We start from the raw sequence: 19,641 nt of genomic DNA, 5'->3' as shown, positions 1-19,641 counted from the left end.
CCTCAGGCGCCGCCCCCTTGAGGCGGAGGGGCTGCACGCAGCGAGCCTGGACGGGGGAGGCTTATTCTTCACCGGTGTTACCGGCTTCGGCGGCGGCGGCCCTCATGGCATCGCCGGGATCTGCACCGCCACCCGCACCGCCACGGCCGCCCCCTGAACCACCCGAGTTGGCCACGTTGTACAGCGCACTGCGGTAAGCGTCATCCGCCGGGGCAGCACCGCCAGCTGGCGTCGGAGGCACCGGGGGCACCACCACGGAAGTGATGGTCAGCACGCCGTTGACATAGGCCAGCGCGTAGTTGGCGGCGGTGTAGCCGCTTGCGGTGATGGCGTAGCTGCCGACGGCGCTGGCGCCTTGTGAACTGCCGCCGTAGCTGAGCGCACCGCCCAGCACCGCGGACGTTTCCCCGCCCACAAAGCCGCTGTAGCTCACGCCGTTGCCGCCGGCATAGGCCGCGCCGCCCACCGTCCGGCTGTCGTTGTTGGCGGTCACGCTGAGGTTGGCCTTGTTGATGTCGGCGGTCGCCGTGACAGGTGCCGCCGCCAGCTGGTAGTTGCTGGCCAGCCCCGTGCCGTTGGCAAGCGTGTAGGTGGCCGTCACGGTTTTACCGGTGCCGGCATTCGCATCGGCGAAGCTGGCACCGGTGGAGTTCAAGGTCAAGGCCTCGCCGTAAGCCAGGCCCGACAGGGTGCCGATGTTGCCCAGGGTCGCCGCGGCGCTGCCGTCGTAGGTCTTGTTGTTCGCCGCCACGCCCGTCACAGTCAGCGTGGCTTTGTCCACCGTCAGGGTGCCGTTGGTGTAGGCGATGCCGTAACCCAGGGCCGAGGCCAGCGTGCCCTGCGTGATGGCGTGTGTGCCCGCGGATGCGGCCGAGCCCGTCGGTGCGGCCAATAGGCCGGCCAGCGCGCTGGCCGCCGTGTCGCCTGCTACGAGGCCGGAGCCCACGGTGTAAGTCAAGCCCGGCTCGGCCGCGCCGTAGACCTTGGCCTGGTTGTCGCCCGTGATGTTGATCATCGGCGTGACGCTGTAGACCATGCGGTTGCCGCTCAGCGAAGTCATGGACGCATCGCTGGGCGCGTTGGCCCCATAGGTGCGGCTGAAGGCGTTGCCGGTGGAGGCAAAGCCGCCGAAGGTGTTGGCCGTCGGGTCGGTCGAATACACCAGGAAGCGCCCTGCCCCCGGGTTCAGCGGCGTGGCGCCGGCGTTGTTGATGAAGTTGCGGCCGGCGGCCAGCACCAGCGAATCATTCGCCGCGCTGCCGGACGCCACCGTGTTGTTCAGCGTGATGTCGCCCGCCGCGCCGGTGGCACGCACCAGCACCTTGCCGCTGGTGGTGAGGCCGGCCGTGTTGACCGTGCCTATGGCCAGCGCGCCGGCCTGCGAATAGCCAACGTTGCCGGTGTTGCCGGCCAGCGTCGTCACCGCATTGCCCGCGTTGTTGAGGGTGTGCGTGCCGCTGCCCAGCAGCTCCAGCCCAGTGGCGGTGATCGCGGCGGTCTGGGTGCTGGTGCCGGTGGTGCTCAGCGTAAGCTCACTGGCCGTCAGCGCGCTATTGATCGCGATGTTGCCGCCGGTGGCGATCAGCTTGAACTTGTCCTGGCTGTTGCCGAAGGCGCTGTCGACCGTGATGCCGGCGCTGGACGACAGGCTGACTGTCTGCGCCGCACCGGCGTTGGTGCTGATGCCGAAGTTTCCCGTATTGATGGCGTTGGCCGCAGCAATGCTGATGTCACCCGTGGCGCCTGTGGTTGCCAGCGTTTGCAGGCCGGTGACATTGGTGCCCAGCGTGATGCCGTTGGCTGCGGTCGCGTTGAGCGTTGCGGCCGTGATGTTGTTGGCCGTGCCATTGGCGTCAGTGATGGCGCCGGCGGCGGCGGTGAGGGTGACCGCGCTGCCGGCCACCGTTTTGACCGCCAGGTTGCCGGCCGCGGCTGTGACGCTAACGGCGCCGGGTGCGCTGATGTTTTCGACGGTGGCGCCGCCGGCCAGGGCCAGGTTCACCTGCGAGGCACCGCCGTTCGCCACCGCCGTGACTGCGCCCGCCGTGGAGATATTCACCGCGTCGACAGGGCTGGCGCCCATGCTTCCGTTGCCCGCCTCCAGGTAGACCGAGCCACCGGCGGAATTGGTGATCTGCGAGCCGGCGACGGCGCCGATGCCGCCCGTGGCCACCAGGCTGACAGCGGCCGTGGCCGCAGCACCACCGCCAGAGGCATTCGTGCTGCTGAAACTGCCCGAGGCGCCCAGCGTGATATCGCCGGTGTTGCCGATGTCGATGCGGCCGCCGCCATTGTTTGTGACGGCGTTATTGAACGCGGCGTTGACAGCGGTGTTGCGAATGACGATGTTGCCTGATGTGCCGTTACTGAGACTGCCGAAAGAGCCGATCTGGTTACCGGCATTGGCCAGCGTCATGCCGCCGCTGCTCGAGGCCTGCAGTGCGGCTCCGACGATGGCCTGGGTTTGCGTCAGGGCGCCGCTGCTGACCAGCGTGACGGCACCGCTGCCGGAGTTGGTGATGCCGGCCGTGCCGTCAACCGTGCCCACAGACAGGGCGGAGGCGCTGCGGACGCTGAAGTTGTTGGCCGCCGCCCGCCCACTGACCTGGATGATCTGGTTGCCGGCGTTGCTCAGGTTGACGCTTCGTGCGTCGGCGTTGAGATTGGCAACGGTCAAGGCCGCCGTCTGGCTGATACCGGGGCCTGAGGCGCTGCTGTTGACCAGGCTGAGGCTCTGCGTGTTGGCCATGTTGACCGCGTTGGCGATGGTGATGCCCCCGTTGTAGGTCGTGCCGCCGATCACCAGCGCCGAAGCGGTGATCAGGTTGAGTTCGCTGTTGCTCAGATTGAGGTAATTGACCTCGTCTGTGCCTCCAAGCGTGATTTCCCGGTTGGTGGTGGTCGGTGTAATCACCGTCCGGCCGCTGCCTGAATTGATGGTGGTGTCGATCTTTACCCGGTTACCGATCAGCTTGATCTGCCCGCCGGCCGTGCTGACCGCTGTGCCCACGACGCCAACGTCATGAGACGAAGCGGGGGCCGACCCAGGAACGCCCGAGCCGCTGAGCGTGATGGCGGCCGAGCCCAGGCCCGTCAAGGTGCCGCCCACCAGGTCGACGACCCTCACCCCTGAAGCGCTGCTCGCGGTTGACGTGCCGGTGACGGCGATGTTGCCAGTCGAGCTGGCGGCGCCGTTGAACGAGATACCGACCAGGTTGGTTGAAGTGCTGGCAGAGTCCACCGCGCCCGTGATATCCAGCCCGCCCGTGCCGGCGATGATGACGGACGATGCACCGGTGGACAGGCCGGTGCCGCCGCCGTCGAAGTTTGCCCCGACCTGACGGACGCCCACGCGGGTATCCCCGCTGAGCACGATCTTTTTGCTCGCGCCGGACTCCACCCTGCCGCCAACCGCCAGGGCGGTGCCATCGAACTGCGCCTGGTTGTTAAACGTACCCGAGAGCGTCACATTCCCGCCCGTGCTGGACACGGTGGCGCCGCTGGCCAGTTGGCCGCCCATGCTGTCCTGGCCGAAGACATAGGAGCTGATGGCCTGGTTGCCGCTGACGGAGCCTGTCAGCGTGATGTCACCCGCGCTCGTGACCTGGGTGCCGGAATCCAGGCGGAAACCGCGCTCTACCTGGCTGCCTCGCGAAGCGCCGCCTGCGTTGCCCGTGATGCTGATGGCGCCGGTATCGCTGGTGATGCTGGAATTCGTCACGACCAGGCCGCCCGCCGACCCGCCCGTGGCACTGGCGCCGCCGCCGGTCAGGCTGCCGCTCAGGGTGATGGTGCCGGCGCCGGTGGTGGTGACGTTCGAGCGTGTGGCGCCGTTGTTCACGATCTCCAGCGAGTGTGTGTCACTGGTGCCCGCCGCGCTCAACACAACGTTGCCGCCTGCCGCCGTCACCTTGCTGCCCAATACCTGGATGCTGCCATTGGCCGCAGTCAGGCTGACGCCGCCGAAGGCGCTGTTCTGGATGCCGTCGCCCTGCCCGAGGTCGGTGACCACGATCTTGCCGGTGCCGGTGTGTGCGAGCGCGATGTTGCCGCTGCCGGTGTTGATGGCGCTCAGGCGCGCCGCGTTGATGGCCGCCGCGCCGCCAATGCCGTTGTTGATGCCGTTTGCCGACGTCATCTTCAGGTCGCCCGCATTCAGCGTGGCGCCGCTTTGCACCACGATGGGACCGCCCGCGGTGACGCTCAGGCTGGTCAGCGCGTTGGTGGCACCGACATTGCCGGCAAACGTGGTAGCGCCTGCACTCGTGGTGCTCAGTGCGCTGGCGCCGTTGACCGTATTGGCAAACGTGATGGAGCCCCCGGTGCTGGTCAGGCTGGCAGGGCCGATGACGTTCACGGCGCTGTTAAAGCTTTGCGCGCCACCTGTCTGCAGAGTGGTGCTGATCAGGTTGATGCCGCCGGCCGCTGTCAGCGCGAGGCCGCCGCTCAAGCTTTGCATGCCCACCAGGTCTATGGCCCCGACATCCCTGATCAGCGTCAGGGTGCCGGAGTATGTGGGTGCCGAGGGAAAAGCAAAACCGCTGGCATAACGGAAGGCCATGTCTTTCACGCTGCCGGTGCCGTTGACCGTCACGCCGCCGCCGAAAGTGTTGGCCGAAGTGCCCAGCAACACGTCCTTGCCGAAACCGTTCAGCGTGAAGGTGGAGGCGCCCGTCACGTTCAGCGCGCCGGCTTGCGAGATCGACCCCGAGCTGGAGATGGCCGTCAGGCTCCCGCCCACGCTGGAAGGGCCCAGCTTCAGGTCGTTGATGTCTCTGACGGTCACGGTATTGCCGCCGGAGTTGTTGACACTGACAGCGCCGGTGAAATCGTTGCCGGTGTTGCTCAGGTTGATGGCGCTGGCGCCGGCGTTGATGGACACCGCGCCCGCGCCGGTGGCCTGTGTGATCGCGCCCGTCTGGGTGATGTTGTTGCCGAGCAGGGTCAGCGCGCCGCTGCCTAGCGACAAGGTGCCCAGCGTCAGCGGGCTGCCGACGGAATTGATGGTGACGTCGTTTGCACCGAGCGTGGTCACGCTGACTGCGCCGTTGAAATTGTTGAGGCCGCTCAGGCTCACCTGCCCCGGGCCGGCGCTCACGCTCGTCGTACCGCCCACCATCAGGGCGCCGGCAGTCTGCTGAACGCCTGTATTGCCTGCAGTGAGCGTCAGGTTGCCGGTTGCCGCGAGGTCCCGGTTGATGTTCAGGCCGCTTGTCGCGGTCAGGCTAAGGTCTTTGGCGCTCAAGGCGCCGCCCAGGGAGAGAGAGCCGCCCGACAAGCTCAGGTTGCCTGTCCCGGTGTTCAGAGCGCCCAGCGTCGTCAATGTGCCGCCGGCGGCCCACACACTGACGTTCTGGTTGAAGCCCGTCAAGCTCAGGTTATTGAGGCCAAGGCTGCCGGTCGCACTGATGTTCACGTCATGTGCGGCCGTAATCATGGCGTTGTTGATGGCTGCAGCGCTGATGAAGTCGATCTGCCCGCCGCCGCCCGTGCCCTGGGTGCTCAGGTTGAGCGTGCCTATGGCGCCGCCGAAGACGTTCACGCGCATCCGGCCGTTGCCCGTGTTGCCCGCTGATGCGGTGAAGCTGCCGCCGGGTGCACTCATGGTGGCATTGACGGCGCCGGCATTTCCCCGGATGTTGGTGCCCGCGTACAAGTCAAAGGAACTGGCCTGCCAGTCCACGCCGCTATTCATGACCAGTTCACCCGTGGTGGCTTTCATCTTCAAACTGCCGGCAAAGATTTGCCCCAGGCCGTCGGTGCCGCCGATGCTGCCGCCGGCCGTCACGTCCATCGCGCCACCGTTCAGGTTCAGGGTTCCCATGCCGGTGATATCGCCGGCGGCGTTGGCCGTCACAGAAAGATTTGTGGAAGGCCCGCCCACACCGATATTGCCATTGAGGAGGATGTTGCGCCCGGCGGTCATGGTCATACCGGCCGCGCCTGCATTGGTTTTGGTGATGCTCCCGAGGCTATTGATGTTGATGTCGCGCTCGGCCGTCAGCGTGAAGGTGTTGTTGTCCGTCCGGTTGATCGCCTGGTTGACGTGAATGTCGCCGTTGCCGCCGGCCGTGCCCATGGTGGCAGTGGCGATTTCAAAATTGCCGCCGCTCAAGGCGGTCGCGACGGCCGCGGCCGTCATGTTGCCCGTGGCGGAGATCGTGAAGTCGTTGGGGTCTATCAGCCATTTGCCGGTGTTGCCGGCAGCGGCCAAAGTCGTTACCCGGGCGCTGTCGGCCACCTTGACGTGGGCCGCGCTGGTTTCCACAAAACCGCCGTCGCCGCCGTCCGGTGCGGAAGCATCCAGCGTGCCGCCCACGTTGACGGTGCCGGTTTCCATATCCCCCATCAGCAGGATGCGGCCGGCCTTGTTCTGCAGGGTCCTCGCTTCAATGACACCGGTGTTGTTGACGGTGGCCGTGGTCAGGGCGTCCATGGCCTTGGCCGACAGCAGCACTTGGCCGCCGTTCGCCTGGATCAGATGTTTGCTCTCCGCCAGCGCATTGATCGCGCCCTGGTCGATGCTGTAGCCCAGCAGGGAACCGTTGTCGAGGTTCAGCGTGACCTTGTTGCCGGCGGCGAGCAGTGCGGTACCGAGGCTGGCCGTCATCACGCCTTCGTTGCGCACTTCCGGCGCCAGCAGCGCCAGGTAACCGCCGGGAGCGGCGTTCAGCGTGCCCTGGTTGACCACCGAAGCCGAACCGCCCGAGCCCGTGAACACATGGTTGCCGGCCATAAAGTCCGCATTGCTCATGTTCAGCGTCGAAGCCACCAGGCCACCCACGTTGACTTGCGAGCCCGCACCAAACAGCACGCCGTTGGGATTGAGAATAAACACCTGGCCATTGGCCGTGAGGCTGCCCAGCAGGTGGCTGGGGCTGCTGCCGGTGATGCGGTTTAGCGCAATCGCAGAAGCATTGGGCTGGTTGAAGATCAGCGCTTCCTGGGCCGCGGTCGACAGGCTGGTCCAGTCAATGGCCAGGCGCTGGCTAAGCTGGTGAATCGTTGTGGCATTGCCCACCGTGGCGACGCTGCCCGAGCCCGCGCTCACCGAGGCGTTGGCCGCATCGGCGGCATGGGCCGATGACATTCCCCATGAGGCGCCGGCCAGCACCAGGGCGGCGGCGACCAGCCGCGGACCGCTTGTCGACTTGCCGCGGCCCCGGGCGTTTTCAGCCACCGCCACCCAGCTGTTGCTGACCTGGCTCCAGACAATGCGGTAGATGCAGTTCATAGGTCATCCTCGGTATTCTTCTCAATGGCCCGGCCGCCATGCAGGGTTCCGCTGTGCTCCCCGGGTCGGGGCAGGTGAAAACCGCGCGCTGCCTTCTCGCGGCGCGATCCTGATCCCCAGGCTCGCGCACTTCAAGATTCAAGCGCCCGTCATCGTCCGCACGGTTTTCCCTTTTGCCCCAATCCCAATGCTTTTATTCGCAGCCCACGGCGCTCGCCTGCACCGATGAAAGCGCCCCCACGAAGACGCCTGCGCAGGCGTCCCGAAGGCCATAACGCAAAAATGTAACCTATTGTTGTAGCTTAGCCCAGCACCGGGGGCGTTGCTACCGTTTGGGTGGCGAGGTTTGTAGCCAGTTTTGACGACAAAAAAGAGACGAATATCGCTGGACTCCAGCGGCCATCGCAGCTAAGCACCCCTCGCTAATCGTCCGCTTCCGCCGCCGCGGCGGACAACACAGCGGCCAGGCCTTCAGGGCTTGGGCGGGGCTGCTGGTTCGCCGACCGGGCCACGCCCGCCAGATAGACCATGGCGCTGCGGTAGGCCTCGTCGTTCAGGGATACGGGCTCCGGCCCCCTGATCGTCAGGGTTCCGCCGGTGATGTCATAACCCTCCTGGCCCGACCAGGCACCGTAGATTCCGGGGTTGGTGCCGCCGGCGGCCGTGACGCCCGGCGCACCGGCACCCGATTGCTGCGCGCCGTTGTAGGCCACGCTGATATCGGGCAGCGTGAGCGGCAGCAGGAAGCCGCGCAGCAGCGGGCCGGTCTGGCCTTCATAAATTCGCCATGTGGCCGTGGAGCCACCCTGCGTGGCCATGTCCCAGCCGGCAAAGGTGGCGGCCTGCATCAGCTGCGCCCCCGTCTTGCCGGTGCCGCCCGCGCTGGTGGACTGCCCGGAAGTGCCCATGTCCCAATAGCTGTTGCTCGTCACCGCCGTGCCGACCTGTTCGGCCACCAGCCCTCCCGCCAGGCCGACGGCCGTGACGCGGCCGGTGCTGTAGGCGCGCGTGATGCTGCCGTCCAGCGAACTGCCGACCAGGCCGCCGACCTTGTCATTGCCCGTCACGGCGCCGCCCGCGTAAGCGTCGGTGATGCCGCCCTGGCTGAGCTCGCCCACCAGGCCGCCGACCTCGTCGTTGCCCTGGACGGAAGCCGTGCTGTAGACATTGCTGAAGGTGGTGCAGCAGCCCTGCCCCGCGATGGCGCCCACGAAGTCGGCGCCGGTGATGCTGCCGCCGACCAGCCCGAGGTTGCGGATGCTGGTGCTCTGCGTGAGGCCGAACAGGCCGACGAAGTTGTCGCCCGGACGGTTGATGAAGAGGTTGCGGATCCTGTGGTTGAGGCCATCGAAGCGGCCCTCAAAAATGCCCGGCGCACCAACGCCGCCCAGGGTGTCGAAGCCCGCGCCGGCATTCCAGTTCACGGTGTCGCTCGCATCGATGTCGGCGCCCAGCACATAGTTGCCGGTGGGATTGCCGTTGATGCCCTGCAGGTCGGTGCCCGTGGTGCTGCCCGCCGCGCCCAGGCTGGTGATCACCTTGTACGGGTCTGTCACGCCGTCGCTGCCCAGCCGCGTGCTGAAGTTGTCGCCGGCCCGCAGGTTGACGGCCGCGCGCACGTTGTAAGTCGCGGTGTTGCCCGCGTTGAGCGCACCCAGGCCGTATTCGAGCGCCAGCTTGCCGTTGGCGTGCTGCGAGGTGATGGAGGCGTTGATGTTGATGTTGCGCCAGGCGCTCAGGGTCAGCGTGGTACCGGCGTTCCAGGTGACGGCGGCGTTGACGTGGATGTCGCCGTTGTCGGTGCCGCCCGCATTGTTGGTGGCCAGCGCGACGTTACCCAGGTTGAGGTTGTTAGCCAGCGTGGCGGCGCCTATGCCGCTGCCGGTCAAGGCGCCGCTACCCGCGGCGATGCTGAAGTCGGTCGGGTCTATCAGCCAGGTGCCGTGTTTCCCGCCGGCGGAGAGTGTGGTGATGACGGCGCCGTCGGCCACCTTCACCTGCGCCGCGCTGGTTTCGATAGACCCGCCGTCACCGCCGTTGGGTGCCGATGCATCGAGTGTGCCGGCCACATTGACCGTGCCGGCCTCCATGTCGCCCATCAGCAAAATGCGGCCGGCCTTGTTCTGCAGCGTCTTCGCTTCGATGACACCGGTATTGTTGACGGTGGCCGTGCTCAGGATGTCCAAGGCCTTGGCCGACAGCAGGACCTGCCCGCCATGGGCCTGGATCAAATGTCTGTTCTCCGCCAGCGCGTTGAGGGCGCCCTGGTCGATGCTGTAGCCCAGCAAGGAACCGTTATCAAGGTTCAGCGTGACCTTGTTGCCTGCCGCGAGAAGCGCGGTTCCCAGCGATGCCGTCATCACGCCTTCGTTGCGCACTTCAGGAGCCAGCAAGGCCAGGTAGCCGCCCTGCCCCGCGTTGAGCGTCCCCTGGTTCACCACTACACCACCCGAGCCCGTGAACACATGCTTGCCGGCCATAAAGTCGGCATTGCTCATGCCGAGCGTCGAAGCGACAAGGCCGCCGACATTGACTTGCGACCCGGCGCCAAACAGCACGCCGTTCGGATTCAGGATAAACACCTGGCCGTTGGCCGTGAGGCTGCCCAGCAGTTCGCTGGGGCTTGAGCCCGTGATCCGGTTCAAGGCAATCGCCTGCGCATGGGGCTGGTTGAAGATGAGTGCTTCATGGACCCGGGTCGACAAGCTGGTCCAGTCGATCGCCAGGCGTTGGCTGGATTGGAGGATGGTGGTGGTATTGCCCACGGTGGTGATACCCGCAGCGCCGGCAGATACCGTCGCATTGGCGGCGTCGGCGGCACCGGCCTGTTGCGCAAAGCAGGCCATGGCCAGCGCGACGCCGGCGGCATGGATCGCCGCGCGAGCGGATGAAGCGCGGCCTCCCCGGCCCCCGGCGGTCTCTGCCACGGCCACACAACGCCTGGAGTGTTCGCTCCAGACCAGGCGGTAAATCCGGTTGATGCTCGCGTGGCTTTTCATGGTTTCTCCTTGCCTGCCTGACCGCGATGGTATGCCGTTTGAGGCCGCGCGCCCATAGGGGGTGCTTGTTGGGCCGGGTCTTGCTCCGGCTTGCGCGCCTGTTCCCTTGCTTAGGCTTGCTGGCCGGGGGTAGCCCGGCGGCTACTCACTTTTCTTTTGCTTCGCCAAAAGAAAAGTAAGCAAAAGAAAAGGCGACCCTGGTTGCTGCGTCCCTCCGCTTCGCTACGGGCAACCTGCGGTGCTCGGTTCAGGCGGGGTCTCGCTCGAACTCGCTACGTTGCACTTCGCTCAGACAATCGCGATCCCTGATCCGCCTGAACCTGCGCTCCTCGGCGCATCCACAAGGGGTGGGGATGGAATACCAAATCCAATACCGAATACCGAAGAAACAAGGACTCGCCGTGGCGAGCCCTTGTTTGTCTTGGCTTGGTCTTTGGATTTTTGTCCTCTGTTCCGCTTCCGCTCCCGCTTGCCCCGTCCTGGCTGGGCCGAGGAGCGCAGACGTAGGCGGATCAGGGATCGCGCTTGTCTGAGCGAAGCGAGTTTGCGCGAGACCCCGCCGTAGTCGAGCACCGCAGGTTGCCCGCAGCGAAGCGGAGGGACCCAGACTGCGGGTCGCCTTTTCTTTGGTGACTTTCTTTTGGCGAAGCAAAAGAAAGTTACTTGCCGCCGGGCACCCCCCGGCCAGCAGATCTTAGAAGAGAGCACAGAGGAAACGCGCCCCCGGAGCAAGACCCGGCCACCCCCCCTATTTCTCGTCGTTATTGCCGACATCAGCCGCGGCAGCCGACAGCACATCGGCAGCGGCGCCACCGCGCGAAACGGGCCGCCGCCGGCGCATGCCTTTTCCGGCCTATTCGCCGCCGTCCTGCCCGGCGGCCTCCGCGGCAGCCGCATTCAGCGCCTTGATGAGCGGCGCATCATCCAGCACGGTGGATTCACTGTCGGTGCTGCTGCCCAGGGGTTTGTCCGTGCCGGCAATGGTGTTGATCGCGGTCACATAAGGCCCATCCAGCGCTGAAGTCACGCCGAAAAGGGATGCAGGCAAAGGCGGTACACCGGTCATCGTCAGTGTGCCATTGGTGTACACAACGTTGTAGCCCAGTGCCGATGCCAGCGTGCCCTGCGTGATGGCATGCGTCGGGCCGGTGGTCGCAGCGCCTGTGGGTGCCGACAGCGAACCGCTCAGCGCGCTGGCTGCGGTGTCGCCCGCCACCAGGCCGCTGCTGACGGTGTAGGTGAGGGCCGGGTCGGCGCCGCCGTATGCCTTGCTCTGGTTGTCGCCGCTCACGTTGAGCGTCGGCACAAAGCTGTAGACAAAGCGGTTGCCTGTCAGCGAAGTCATGGAGCCATGAGACGGCGCGTTGGCCGCATAGGTTCGGCCAAACGCATTGCCCGTTGAGACCAGGCCGCCCAGGTTGCTGGCGGTCGGGTCGGTTGAGTAGACGAGGAAGCGGCCCGCGCCCGGGTTAAGTGCACCCGCCCCGGCGTTGTTCACAAAGTTTTGTCCTGCCGCCAACACCAGCGAATCATTGGCCGCGCTGCCGGAAGTCACGCTGTTGGCCAGCGTGAGGTCGCTGGCTGCGCCTGTGGTGCGCACCAGTACTTTGCCGCTTGCAGTCAGGCCTGCCGTGTTGACAGTGCCCACCGTCAGCGCACCGGCCTGCTCGTAAGCCACATCGCCGGTGTTGCCGGCCAGTGTGGTCACGGAGTTGGCGGCATTGGTGAGCGTGTGGCTGCCAGTGCCTAACAACTCCAGGCCATTGGCTGTAATGCCTGCGGTTTGGGTAGAAGCGCCGCCGGTGGAAAGCGTGAGCTGGCCGGCCGTCAGCGCTGCATTGACGGCGATGTTGCCGGCGGCGGTGGTGAACTTGAACTTATCCTGGCTGTTGCCGAAGGCGCTGTCGACAGTGATGCCGGCTGCAGACGTCACGCTGACGGTCTGGGCCGAGCCGGCATCGGTGGTGATGGCCAGGTTGCTGGTGCTCAGCGCATTCGCTGCGGTGAGGTTGATGTCGCCTGCTGCGCCAGGTTCTGTGGTCGCCAGCGTTTGCAGACCGGTCACATTGGTGCCCAGCGTGATGCTTTCCCGTGCGGTCGCGTTAAGCGTGGTGCTGGTGATGTTGTTGGCCGCGCCATTGGCGTCAAGGATGGCTCCGAGCGAGGAGCTGAGAGTGACCGAGCTGCCGGACACCGTCTTGACCGCCAGGGCGAAGGCAGCGGTGACGTTCACCGCGCCCGTTGCACTGACGTTTTCCAGGGTGCCGCCGTAGGCCAGGTCCAGGTTGACCTGTGAACCGGCGCCGCTCGCCACCGCAACGACCGGGCCGGTCGTGTAAATGGTGATGGGGCCGGCGGTGCTGGCGCCTATGCTGCCGTTGCCTGCCTCCAGGTAGACCGAGCCACCCGAGAGGGGATTGATGTTGGTCTGGACAGTTTGCGTGCTGATGCCGCCCGTGGCCACCATGCTGAAGCCGGCGGTGCCCGCAGTCGTACCCGTGGCGTTGCTCAAAAAAGGCATGTAGGAGCCCACCATCAAGATATTGCCCGTGTTGGCGATATCGACGCGGCCGGCGCTGTGGAAGCCGCCCTGGAAGCTGGCGGTGGCGGCGGTGTTGCGAAGGGTGATGTCGCCCGATGTACTGTTGTGAAGTCTGTCGAAATTCTGGATCTGGTTGCCTGCGTTGGCCAGCGTCATGCCCCCGAAACTGGTGGCCTGCAAGGTGTTCGCGACGATGGCCTGGGTTTGCGACAGCGCGCCGCGGCTTTGCAGCGCAACAAGACCGGTGCCGGACTGGGTGATGCCGGCCGTTCCGTCCACCGTCCCCACCGACAATGCAGAGTTGGAGCGAACCTGGAAATTATTCGTTCCGTAGGCGCGGCCGCTGACCTGGCTGATCTGGTTGAGTGGGTTGTCCAGGATGACGGTTCGCGCGTCGGCGTTCAGGTTGGCAACCGTGAATGCCGCTGTTTGCGAGATGCCCGAACCTGCAGCGTTGCTGTTTATCAGGCTCAAGCTGGGTGCGCTGGCCAGGTTGATCGCGCCGCCGGTGTTGCCGATGACTATGCCGCCTGTATTGGAAGTGCTGCCGATCGCGATCACCGACGCGGTGATCCGGTTAAGCTCGGCGTTGCTCAGGTTCATGGCGGCGGTTTCTGATGCGCCGCCGAGTGTGATCGGCTGGTTGGCGCTGAAGATGTCCGTGTTGACCAGCACCTTGCCCGCGCCCGCGTTGACGGCGGAGCCGATGTTGATGCGGTCGCCCAGCAGCGTGATCGCACCGCCTCCGCTGGTGATGCTGGTGCCGTCGATGTTCAGGGCGTAGCTGCCGGCCGGCGCAATTGCACCCGTAGGAAAATTCATTCCGCGCAGCGTCATGGCCGCCGTGTTGGAGTTGATGCTGCCGCCGGTCAGGCTCACGGCATGACCGCCGCCCATGGAACTTACCCCACCGAGGCTTCCGATCATGGTGACCGAGCCGGTCGAGTTGATGCTGCCGCCCACCATGGAGATGCCGTTAATAGTCGGCGTTCCCCCGCTCGAACTACCGAAAATACCCGTACTGTTAAAACCCAACCTGCCCGCGATGATGTCTGCACCGGCATCGATGAGGACGCCGGAGCCGCTGATCCCGGAAGCATTTAACGAAGATGAACCGTCGAGCGTGACGCTGCGGAAGGTGCCGGACTGCACTTTGCCTCTTGCTATCAGGCCATAGCTCTCTGTGACGCCGTTAGCGGCGACCCCCCGGCCGGTAGCAGTCACATTGCCGCCGGTGCTGGACACCTCCGAGCCGGTGCCGAGCTCGACGCCCGCGCTGCCCGTCAGTAAACCAAACGCCAGACGCCCGGTGATGTCGATGTTGCCCGCACCCGTAATCTTGGCCAAAGAATCCAGCCGTACTCCGCGGGACACCTGACCGGCGAGTATGGGCAGAAGCACATCACCGTTCACAGTGACAGCACCGCTGCCGCCCGTCACGTTGGAATCGGTGATGACCACGCCGCCCGCGGAGCCGCCGGTGGCGCTGCCGCCACCGCTCTTCAGGTTGCCGGTGATATTGATCGTGCCACCGCCGTTGACTCTGACGTTGGTTTGGGTGGCGCCTGCGTTGACAAGCTCGACCGCGTGGTGGGTCGTCATGGCATTCGACGCGTCGATGGTGATGTTGCCGGTGCTGGTCAGGCTGCTGCCGGCCAGCTTGATGGCTGAACTGGCGCTGTTGATGTTGGCATTGCCGCTGGTGAGCGCGGCACGGTCCAGTAGCACGCCGTACTGCGCTGTGTCCGCCGTGGTGCCGCTGATGGTGAGGGAACCGGTGCCGGCGTTCAGGGTGCTCTGGGAAACCAGCACGCCCGAACTCCCGGCCTGGCCCGCCGCGGTCAGAGAGATCGCGCCTCCGCTGGTCTGCAGGACCGTATTGCTGACATCCAGCCCGCCGGCGGAGTTGAGATTGATCGTGCCGGCGCCGCCGGTCACGGAGATGGCGGAAGCCTTGATGGCCTGGGTGGCCGCCGCTGTGGTCACGCTCGCCGAGCCCCCGCCGGAAACCTTGAACGTCAGGCCGGCGCCGTGCGTGCTGCCCGTGAGGTCGATGCCGGTCCCGGTGGGTCCGGTGGTTCTGATGGTGAGGTTCAGGCCACTGGCAACCTCCACATCGGCATTGCTGAAGGTGCCCGTGACGTTGACGGAATCCGTGGCCTCAATAACGACGTCGGAACCCATCGCTTCAATCGTGTCCTCGTAAATGGTGTCGGCGGCCCCGCCTGTGCCGCCCGCAATGGTCATCGTGGCCGGGTCCAGCAGCCAGGTGCCGGTCTTGCCTTGCGGCGCCAGCGTGTTGACCCTGAGGCCTGGCAGGATTTTGAAGTGCGCGGCGCTTGTCTCGATAAAGCCGCCGTCACCGCCATCCGGGGCGCTGGCGTCCAGCGAGCCGCCGATGTTGACCATGCCGTGCTCCATATCGCCGATCAGCATGATGCGGCCGGCCTTGTTGGCAATCGTCTTCGCTTCAATGACGCCGGTGTTGTTGACGGTGCCCGTGGTCAGGCTGTCCAGTGCTTTGGCGCCCAGCAGCACCTGGCCGCCGTCGGCCTTGATGAGCTGTTTGTTCTCTGCCAGTGCATTGATGGCGCCCTGGTCGATGCTGTAGCCGAGCAGGCTCCCGTTGTCCAGATTCAGGGTGATCTTGTTGCCTGCGGCCAGAAGCGCCGTGCCAAGGCTCGCGGTCATCACGCCCTCATTGCGCACTTCCGGCGCCAGCAGTGCCAGATAGCCGCCCTGCCCTGCGTTCAGCGTGCCCTGATTCACCACCGAGCCACCGGAACCCGTGAACACGTTGTTGCCGGCCATGAAGTCGGCGTTGCTCATGGAAAGCGTCGAAGCCACCAGCCCGCCCACGTTCACTTGAGAACCCGCACCAAACAACACACCGTTGGGATTGAGAATGAAGACCTGGCCGTTGGCCGTGAGGCTACCCAGCAGCTCGCTCGGGCTGCTGCCAGTGATGCGGTTCAGCGCAATCGCTGAGGCATTGGGCTGGTTGAATCGCAGCGCCTCGTTGGCCGCGGTAGACAAACTGGTCCAGTCGATGGCCAAGCGCTGGCTGGCCTGGTTGATGGTGGTGGTGTTGCCTAGCGTGGAGACACTGCCGCTACCCGCCGCCACACTGGCATTGGCTGCATCGGCCGCATGCGCTTCATGCGTGAGCACCGCCAGGGAGGTAAGTAACACCAGCCCAGCGCGGCAGGCCGTATTGAGCCTGAAGCCCGCGCCACCGCCATCGACGCCATGGCCTCCTTCCGCCTGCACGTCATCCCACTGCACGCTGCCGCGCGCCGAGCCACCCTTGCTTCTGCCCTTGGCGTTTTCCGCCACGGCCACCCACAGGTTCAGGGCGGTGTTCCAGACGAGGCGGTAAATACGGTTCATGCTGGCGTGGCTTTTCATGGGAGCTTTCGTTGACGGGCGGAACTTGCAGCGAACCAGGTTGCCCGCCAACCAGTCGGGCCTGCGCCCCGGATGTTGTGGAACGCCTTGCCCGACTGGCCGTCATCGTACGAATCACGAAAGCCGCTGTCTGTAGCACATATGCGTTACGCCAGATACCTTCAGCGGTCCCGCCTTGGACGATATGTTGGGCTACAGGCCAACAGCAATGGGCGCAAACAGCTATCAAAAATATAGCAATCCGTTCGACCGGGCGGCATGACGATCGGCACCGGCGGGGCAGCGAACAGGCCCCGCCGGGGACCAGACCCCCGTTACCGGCTTGCACGTAGAACAAACGATCTACACAAATAGCGAGTCGTGCGCCCGAAACCGTCGCAAAATGTCTGCCTGATGAATGCACCTCCCGCTGAACAAGACCTGCCCGTGATCCATGTCGCCATCGTCGAGGACGATCCGAGCTTTCGCGGAGCGCTGAGTCACGTGGTGCAGGGCGCTTCTGACATGCGCCTGGTGGGCGCGGCGGGCACCCGTGCCGAAGGCTTGCAGATGCTGAAGCAACCGCCGGCCGATGTGCTGCTGGTTGATTTGGGCCTGCCCGATGGCTCGGGCATCGACGTGATCCGCGAGGCTTCCCGACAGTGGCCGGCCTGCAGCATCATGGTGAGCACCAATTTTGGCGACGAAACGCATGTGATGCAGTCGATCGAATCCGGCGCTGCCGGCTACCTGCTGAAAGACAGCTCACCGCTGAAGATGGCGGCCGAGATCCGCAGCCTGGCCAACGGCGGCAGCCCGATCAGCCCCATCATCGCCCGGCAGGTGCTGGCGCGCTTTCGCCGCAGCACCGCAGCCGGCGCCGGCACGACGCCCGCCGATATCGACGCGCCATCGCGGCTGTCGGCGCGTGAAAAGGAAGTGCTGGACTACATCACCAAAGGCTTCACCGCCGTGGAGATCGCCAGGCTGATGGAGTTGTCGCCCTTCACGGTGCGCACTTTTGTGCGGCGCATCTACAGCAAACTCAAGGTTACCTCCAAGGCTGAAGCGATCTACGAAGCCAGGAACCAGGGCATTCTGTCGCAGTAGTTGCCCGCGCGAATGCCCTTTCATCACCACCACCTCCTGCGTTTTTCGCCCCGCTTAGCGCTGCTGACAGCAGCAGCGGTGCTGACGGGTCTTGTCGCCTGTGGCTCTGCGGACACCCGCGCGGATGGTTCCCCCAGCGCAGCGGCCCTGCATCTCACCCAGGCTGAATGGCAGGTGCAAACCGATGCGGGCTTCACCTCGCCACCGCTCACCCTCGACGGCCAAACCCTGCTGGACCGCTGGCAACCCGTTACGCTGCCGCACGCCTTGCCCATAGCGCTGCTGGGACAGGCCCGGGCTGCCGCATCCGCCGGCGAGGCGCCCGTCACACGCACCAGCTGGTTTCGACTGACCGTGCCGCTGTCTCCGGCATCGTCCACGCCACTGGCGCTGTATGCGGCCCGCGTGCGCACCGACGGCACCCTGGCGGTGTATGCCGACGGCCACCTGATTCACACCGCACAGCAGCAAGGCCCGTTATGGAACAGCCCGCACACGCCGCTGTGGGTGCTGCTGGAGAAATCACCGGACGGCCGGCTGCCGCACGAGATCACGCTGCGCATCGAACACACGGCTGCGACGCAGGTGGCGCTGTCATCACTGTGGCTGGGGCCGGTGGAGGCCATCAGCTGGCGCTACCACGGCCGTCAATGGCTGCAGCAAGAATTGCCCGGCATGTTCAGCTCGGCTTTCCTCGCGGTTGGCATCTTTGCCTTCCTGGTGTGGCTGCGGCGCCGGCATGAGACGGGGTACCTGCTGTTTTTTGTGCTCGCGATCATGTCCTTCATACGGGGCCTGCATTTTTATGTGAACTACCCGATTGCCAATGACTGGTTTGCCTGGTTCACCGTCAACTCGCTGTTCTGGCTGGTCACGGTGGTGCACTTTTCAATCGGCCTGCTGCACCGGCGCCAGCAACTGTGGCTGACGCGGGCACTGATCACCGCGTCCGTGTTGATGGCCCTGCTGACCCTGCCCGTGTGGCCGGCCCTGCCCAACACGCCGAGAACCACACCAATGCTCTATGTGATGGCCGCACTGATGGGCGTGAGCGTCAGCGTGGCGGGCATCATCAACGCCTGGGGGCGCTCTCGCGACGCCATGGTGGTGGCCATCGGGACGGTGCTGGCCACGCTCTTTAGCGCGACCGACTGGCTGGTACAGAACAATTTCATCAGCCCCGAAAACTGGTATCTGGGCCCGCATACCAACGCGATCACCTTCAGCGTCTTCGGTTACGTGATGTACCGCCGTTACACCGGCGCCATTGCGGAAGTCGAGCAGGTCAACGCCAGCCTGGCCGAGCGCCTGCGGGCGCGCGAAGCCGAACTTGAAGCCAGCCACCGCAGCCTGCGCGAGATCGCCCAGCGGCAGATGCTAAGCGATGAACGCCAGCGCATGATGCAGGACATGCACGACGGCTTGGGCTCGACGCTGATCAGCGCCATCCGCTCCGTTGAAGTCGGCGGCATGAGCGACGAACGCGTGACGCAGACCCTCAAGGACTGCATGGACGACCTGAAGCTCGCCATCGACTCGATGGAGCCGGTTGAAGCCGACCTGCTGCTGCTGCTGGCCACACTGCGTTTCCGGCTCGAACCCCGGCTGGAAGGCACCGGCGTCACGCTGCACTGGGAAGTTCAGGAGCTGCCCCCGCTGGACTGGCTGGACCCGTCAAGCGCACTGCACATCCTGCGCATCGTGCAGGAAAGCGTGGCCAACATCATGCGCCACACGCGCGCCACCGAAATCCGCGTGGCCACCGCCGTGCAAGGCGACGGCGTGCAGGTCAGCATCGAAGACAACGGCCAGGGTTTCGACGTGGACAAAACACTGGGCGAAGCCACGGGCAAAGGGTTGAACAACCAGCAGCGGCGCGCGCAGATGCTGGACGGCAAGGTAGCCTGGGCCTCAGGGCCGGCCGGCACGCGCTTCACGCTGTGGCTGCCGATGGAGGCTTCGCCCCGTACGCCGTGAGGGTCGGGTTGCTCCTGGCGGAGTGCCCTCTGCTGAGGTTGCTGGCCGGGGTCGCCCGGCATGCGACTCACTTTTTTTGCTTCGCCAAAAAAAGTAAGCAAAAAAAGGCGACCCGCAGTCTGGGTCCCTACGCTTCGCTACGGGCAACCTGCGGTACTCGACTACGGCGGGGTCTCGCGCAAACTCGCCTGCGGCTCAAACAAGCGCGATCCCTGATCCGCCTACGTCTGCGCTCCTCGGCCCAGCCAGGACGGGGCAGTCCAAATACAAAAAACCAATACCAATACAAACCAGGACACGCCGTGGCGTGTCCTGGTTTCTTTAAATATTCGGTATTGGTATTCGGCTGTTTGGATTTCTTCTCCCCGCTCCCACCCCTTGTGGATGCGCCG

At 65.2% G+C, this 19,641-nt stretch carries 5 protein-coding genes; 2 read left to right on the top strand and 3 right to left on the bottom strand.

Annotation, left to right across the window (positions count from 1 at the left end; all coding sequences use genetic code 11):
- Positions 1–61: 61 nt before the first annotated feature.
- The 3 genes from ACSQ27_RS04115 to ACSQ27_RS04105 all read right to left on the bottom strand — a co-directional run bounded on the left by ACSQ27_RS04115 (position 62) and on the right by ACSQ27_RS04105 (position 16,183).
- Complete coding sequence (locus ACSQ27_RS04115; protein ID WP_436154198.1) at positions 62–7,234, bottom strand: two-partner secretion domain-containing protein; 7,173 nt, start codon at positions 7,232–7,234, stop codon at positions 62–64.
- A 422-nt stretch (positions 7,235–7,656) separates the two neighbouring features.
- Positions 7,657–10,233: a two-partner secretion domain-containing protein gene (locus ACSQ27_RS04110; protein WP_436154197.1), complete on the bottom strand. Its 2,577-nt coding sequence runs from the start codon at positions 10,231–10,233 to the stop codon at positions 7,657–7,659.
- 853 nt (positions 10,234–11,086) lie between these two features.
- The gene (locus ACSQ27_RS04105) at positions 11,087–16,183 is read right to left on the bottom strand and encodes a two-partner secretion domain-containing protein (protein ID WP_436154196.1); all 5,097 of its coding nucleotides are present in this window, start codon (positions 16,181–16,183) and stop codon (positions 11,087–11,089) included.
- Positions 16,184–16,576: 393 nt separating this feature from the next.
- Between ACSQ27_RS04105 and ACSQ27_RS04100 the strand changes: the two genes are divergently transcribed.
- Both ACSQ27_RS04100 and ACSQ27_RS04095 read left to right on the top strand, forming a co-directional pair.
- Positions 16,577–17,272: a response regulator gene (locus tag ACSQ27_RS04100; protein ID WP_436154195.1), complete on the top strand. Its 696-nt coding sequence runs from the start codon at positions 16,577–16,579 to the stop codon at positions 17,270–17,272.
- A gap of 78 nt (positions 17,273–17,350) precedes the next feature.
- Positions 17,351–19,249, top strand: coding sequence for a sensor histidine kinase (locus ACSQ27_RS04095; protein WP_436154194.1), 1,899 nt, complete (start codon positions 17,351–17,353; stop codon positions 19,247–19,249).
- Positions 19,250–19,641: the final 392 nt, after the last annotated feature.

Origin of the sequence: Polaromonas sp. LjRoot131, assembly GCF_964252805.1 — a bacterium.
Lineage (GTDB): Bacteria > Pseudomonadota > Gammaproteobacteria > Burkholderiales > Burkholderiaceae_C > Polaromonas.
This window is presented reverse-complemented; position numbering and strand designations above follow the sequence as displayed.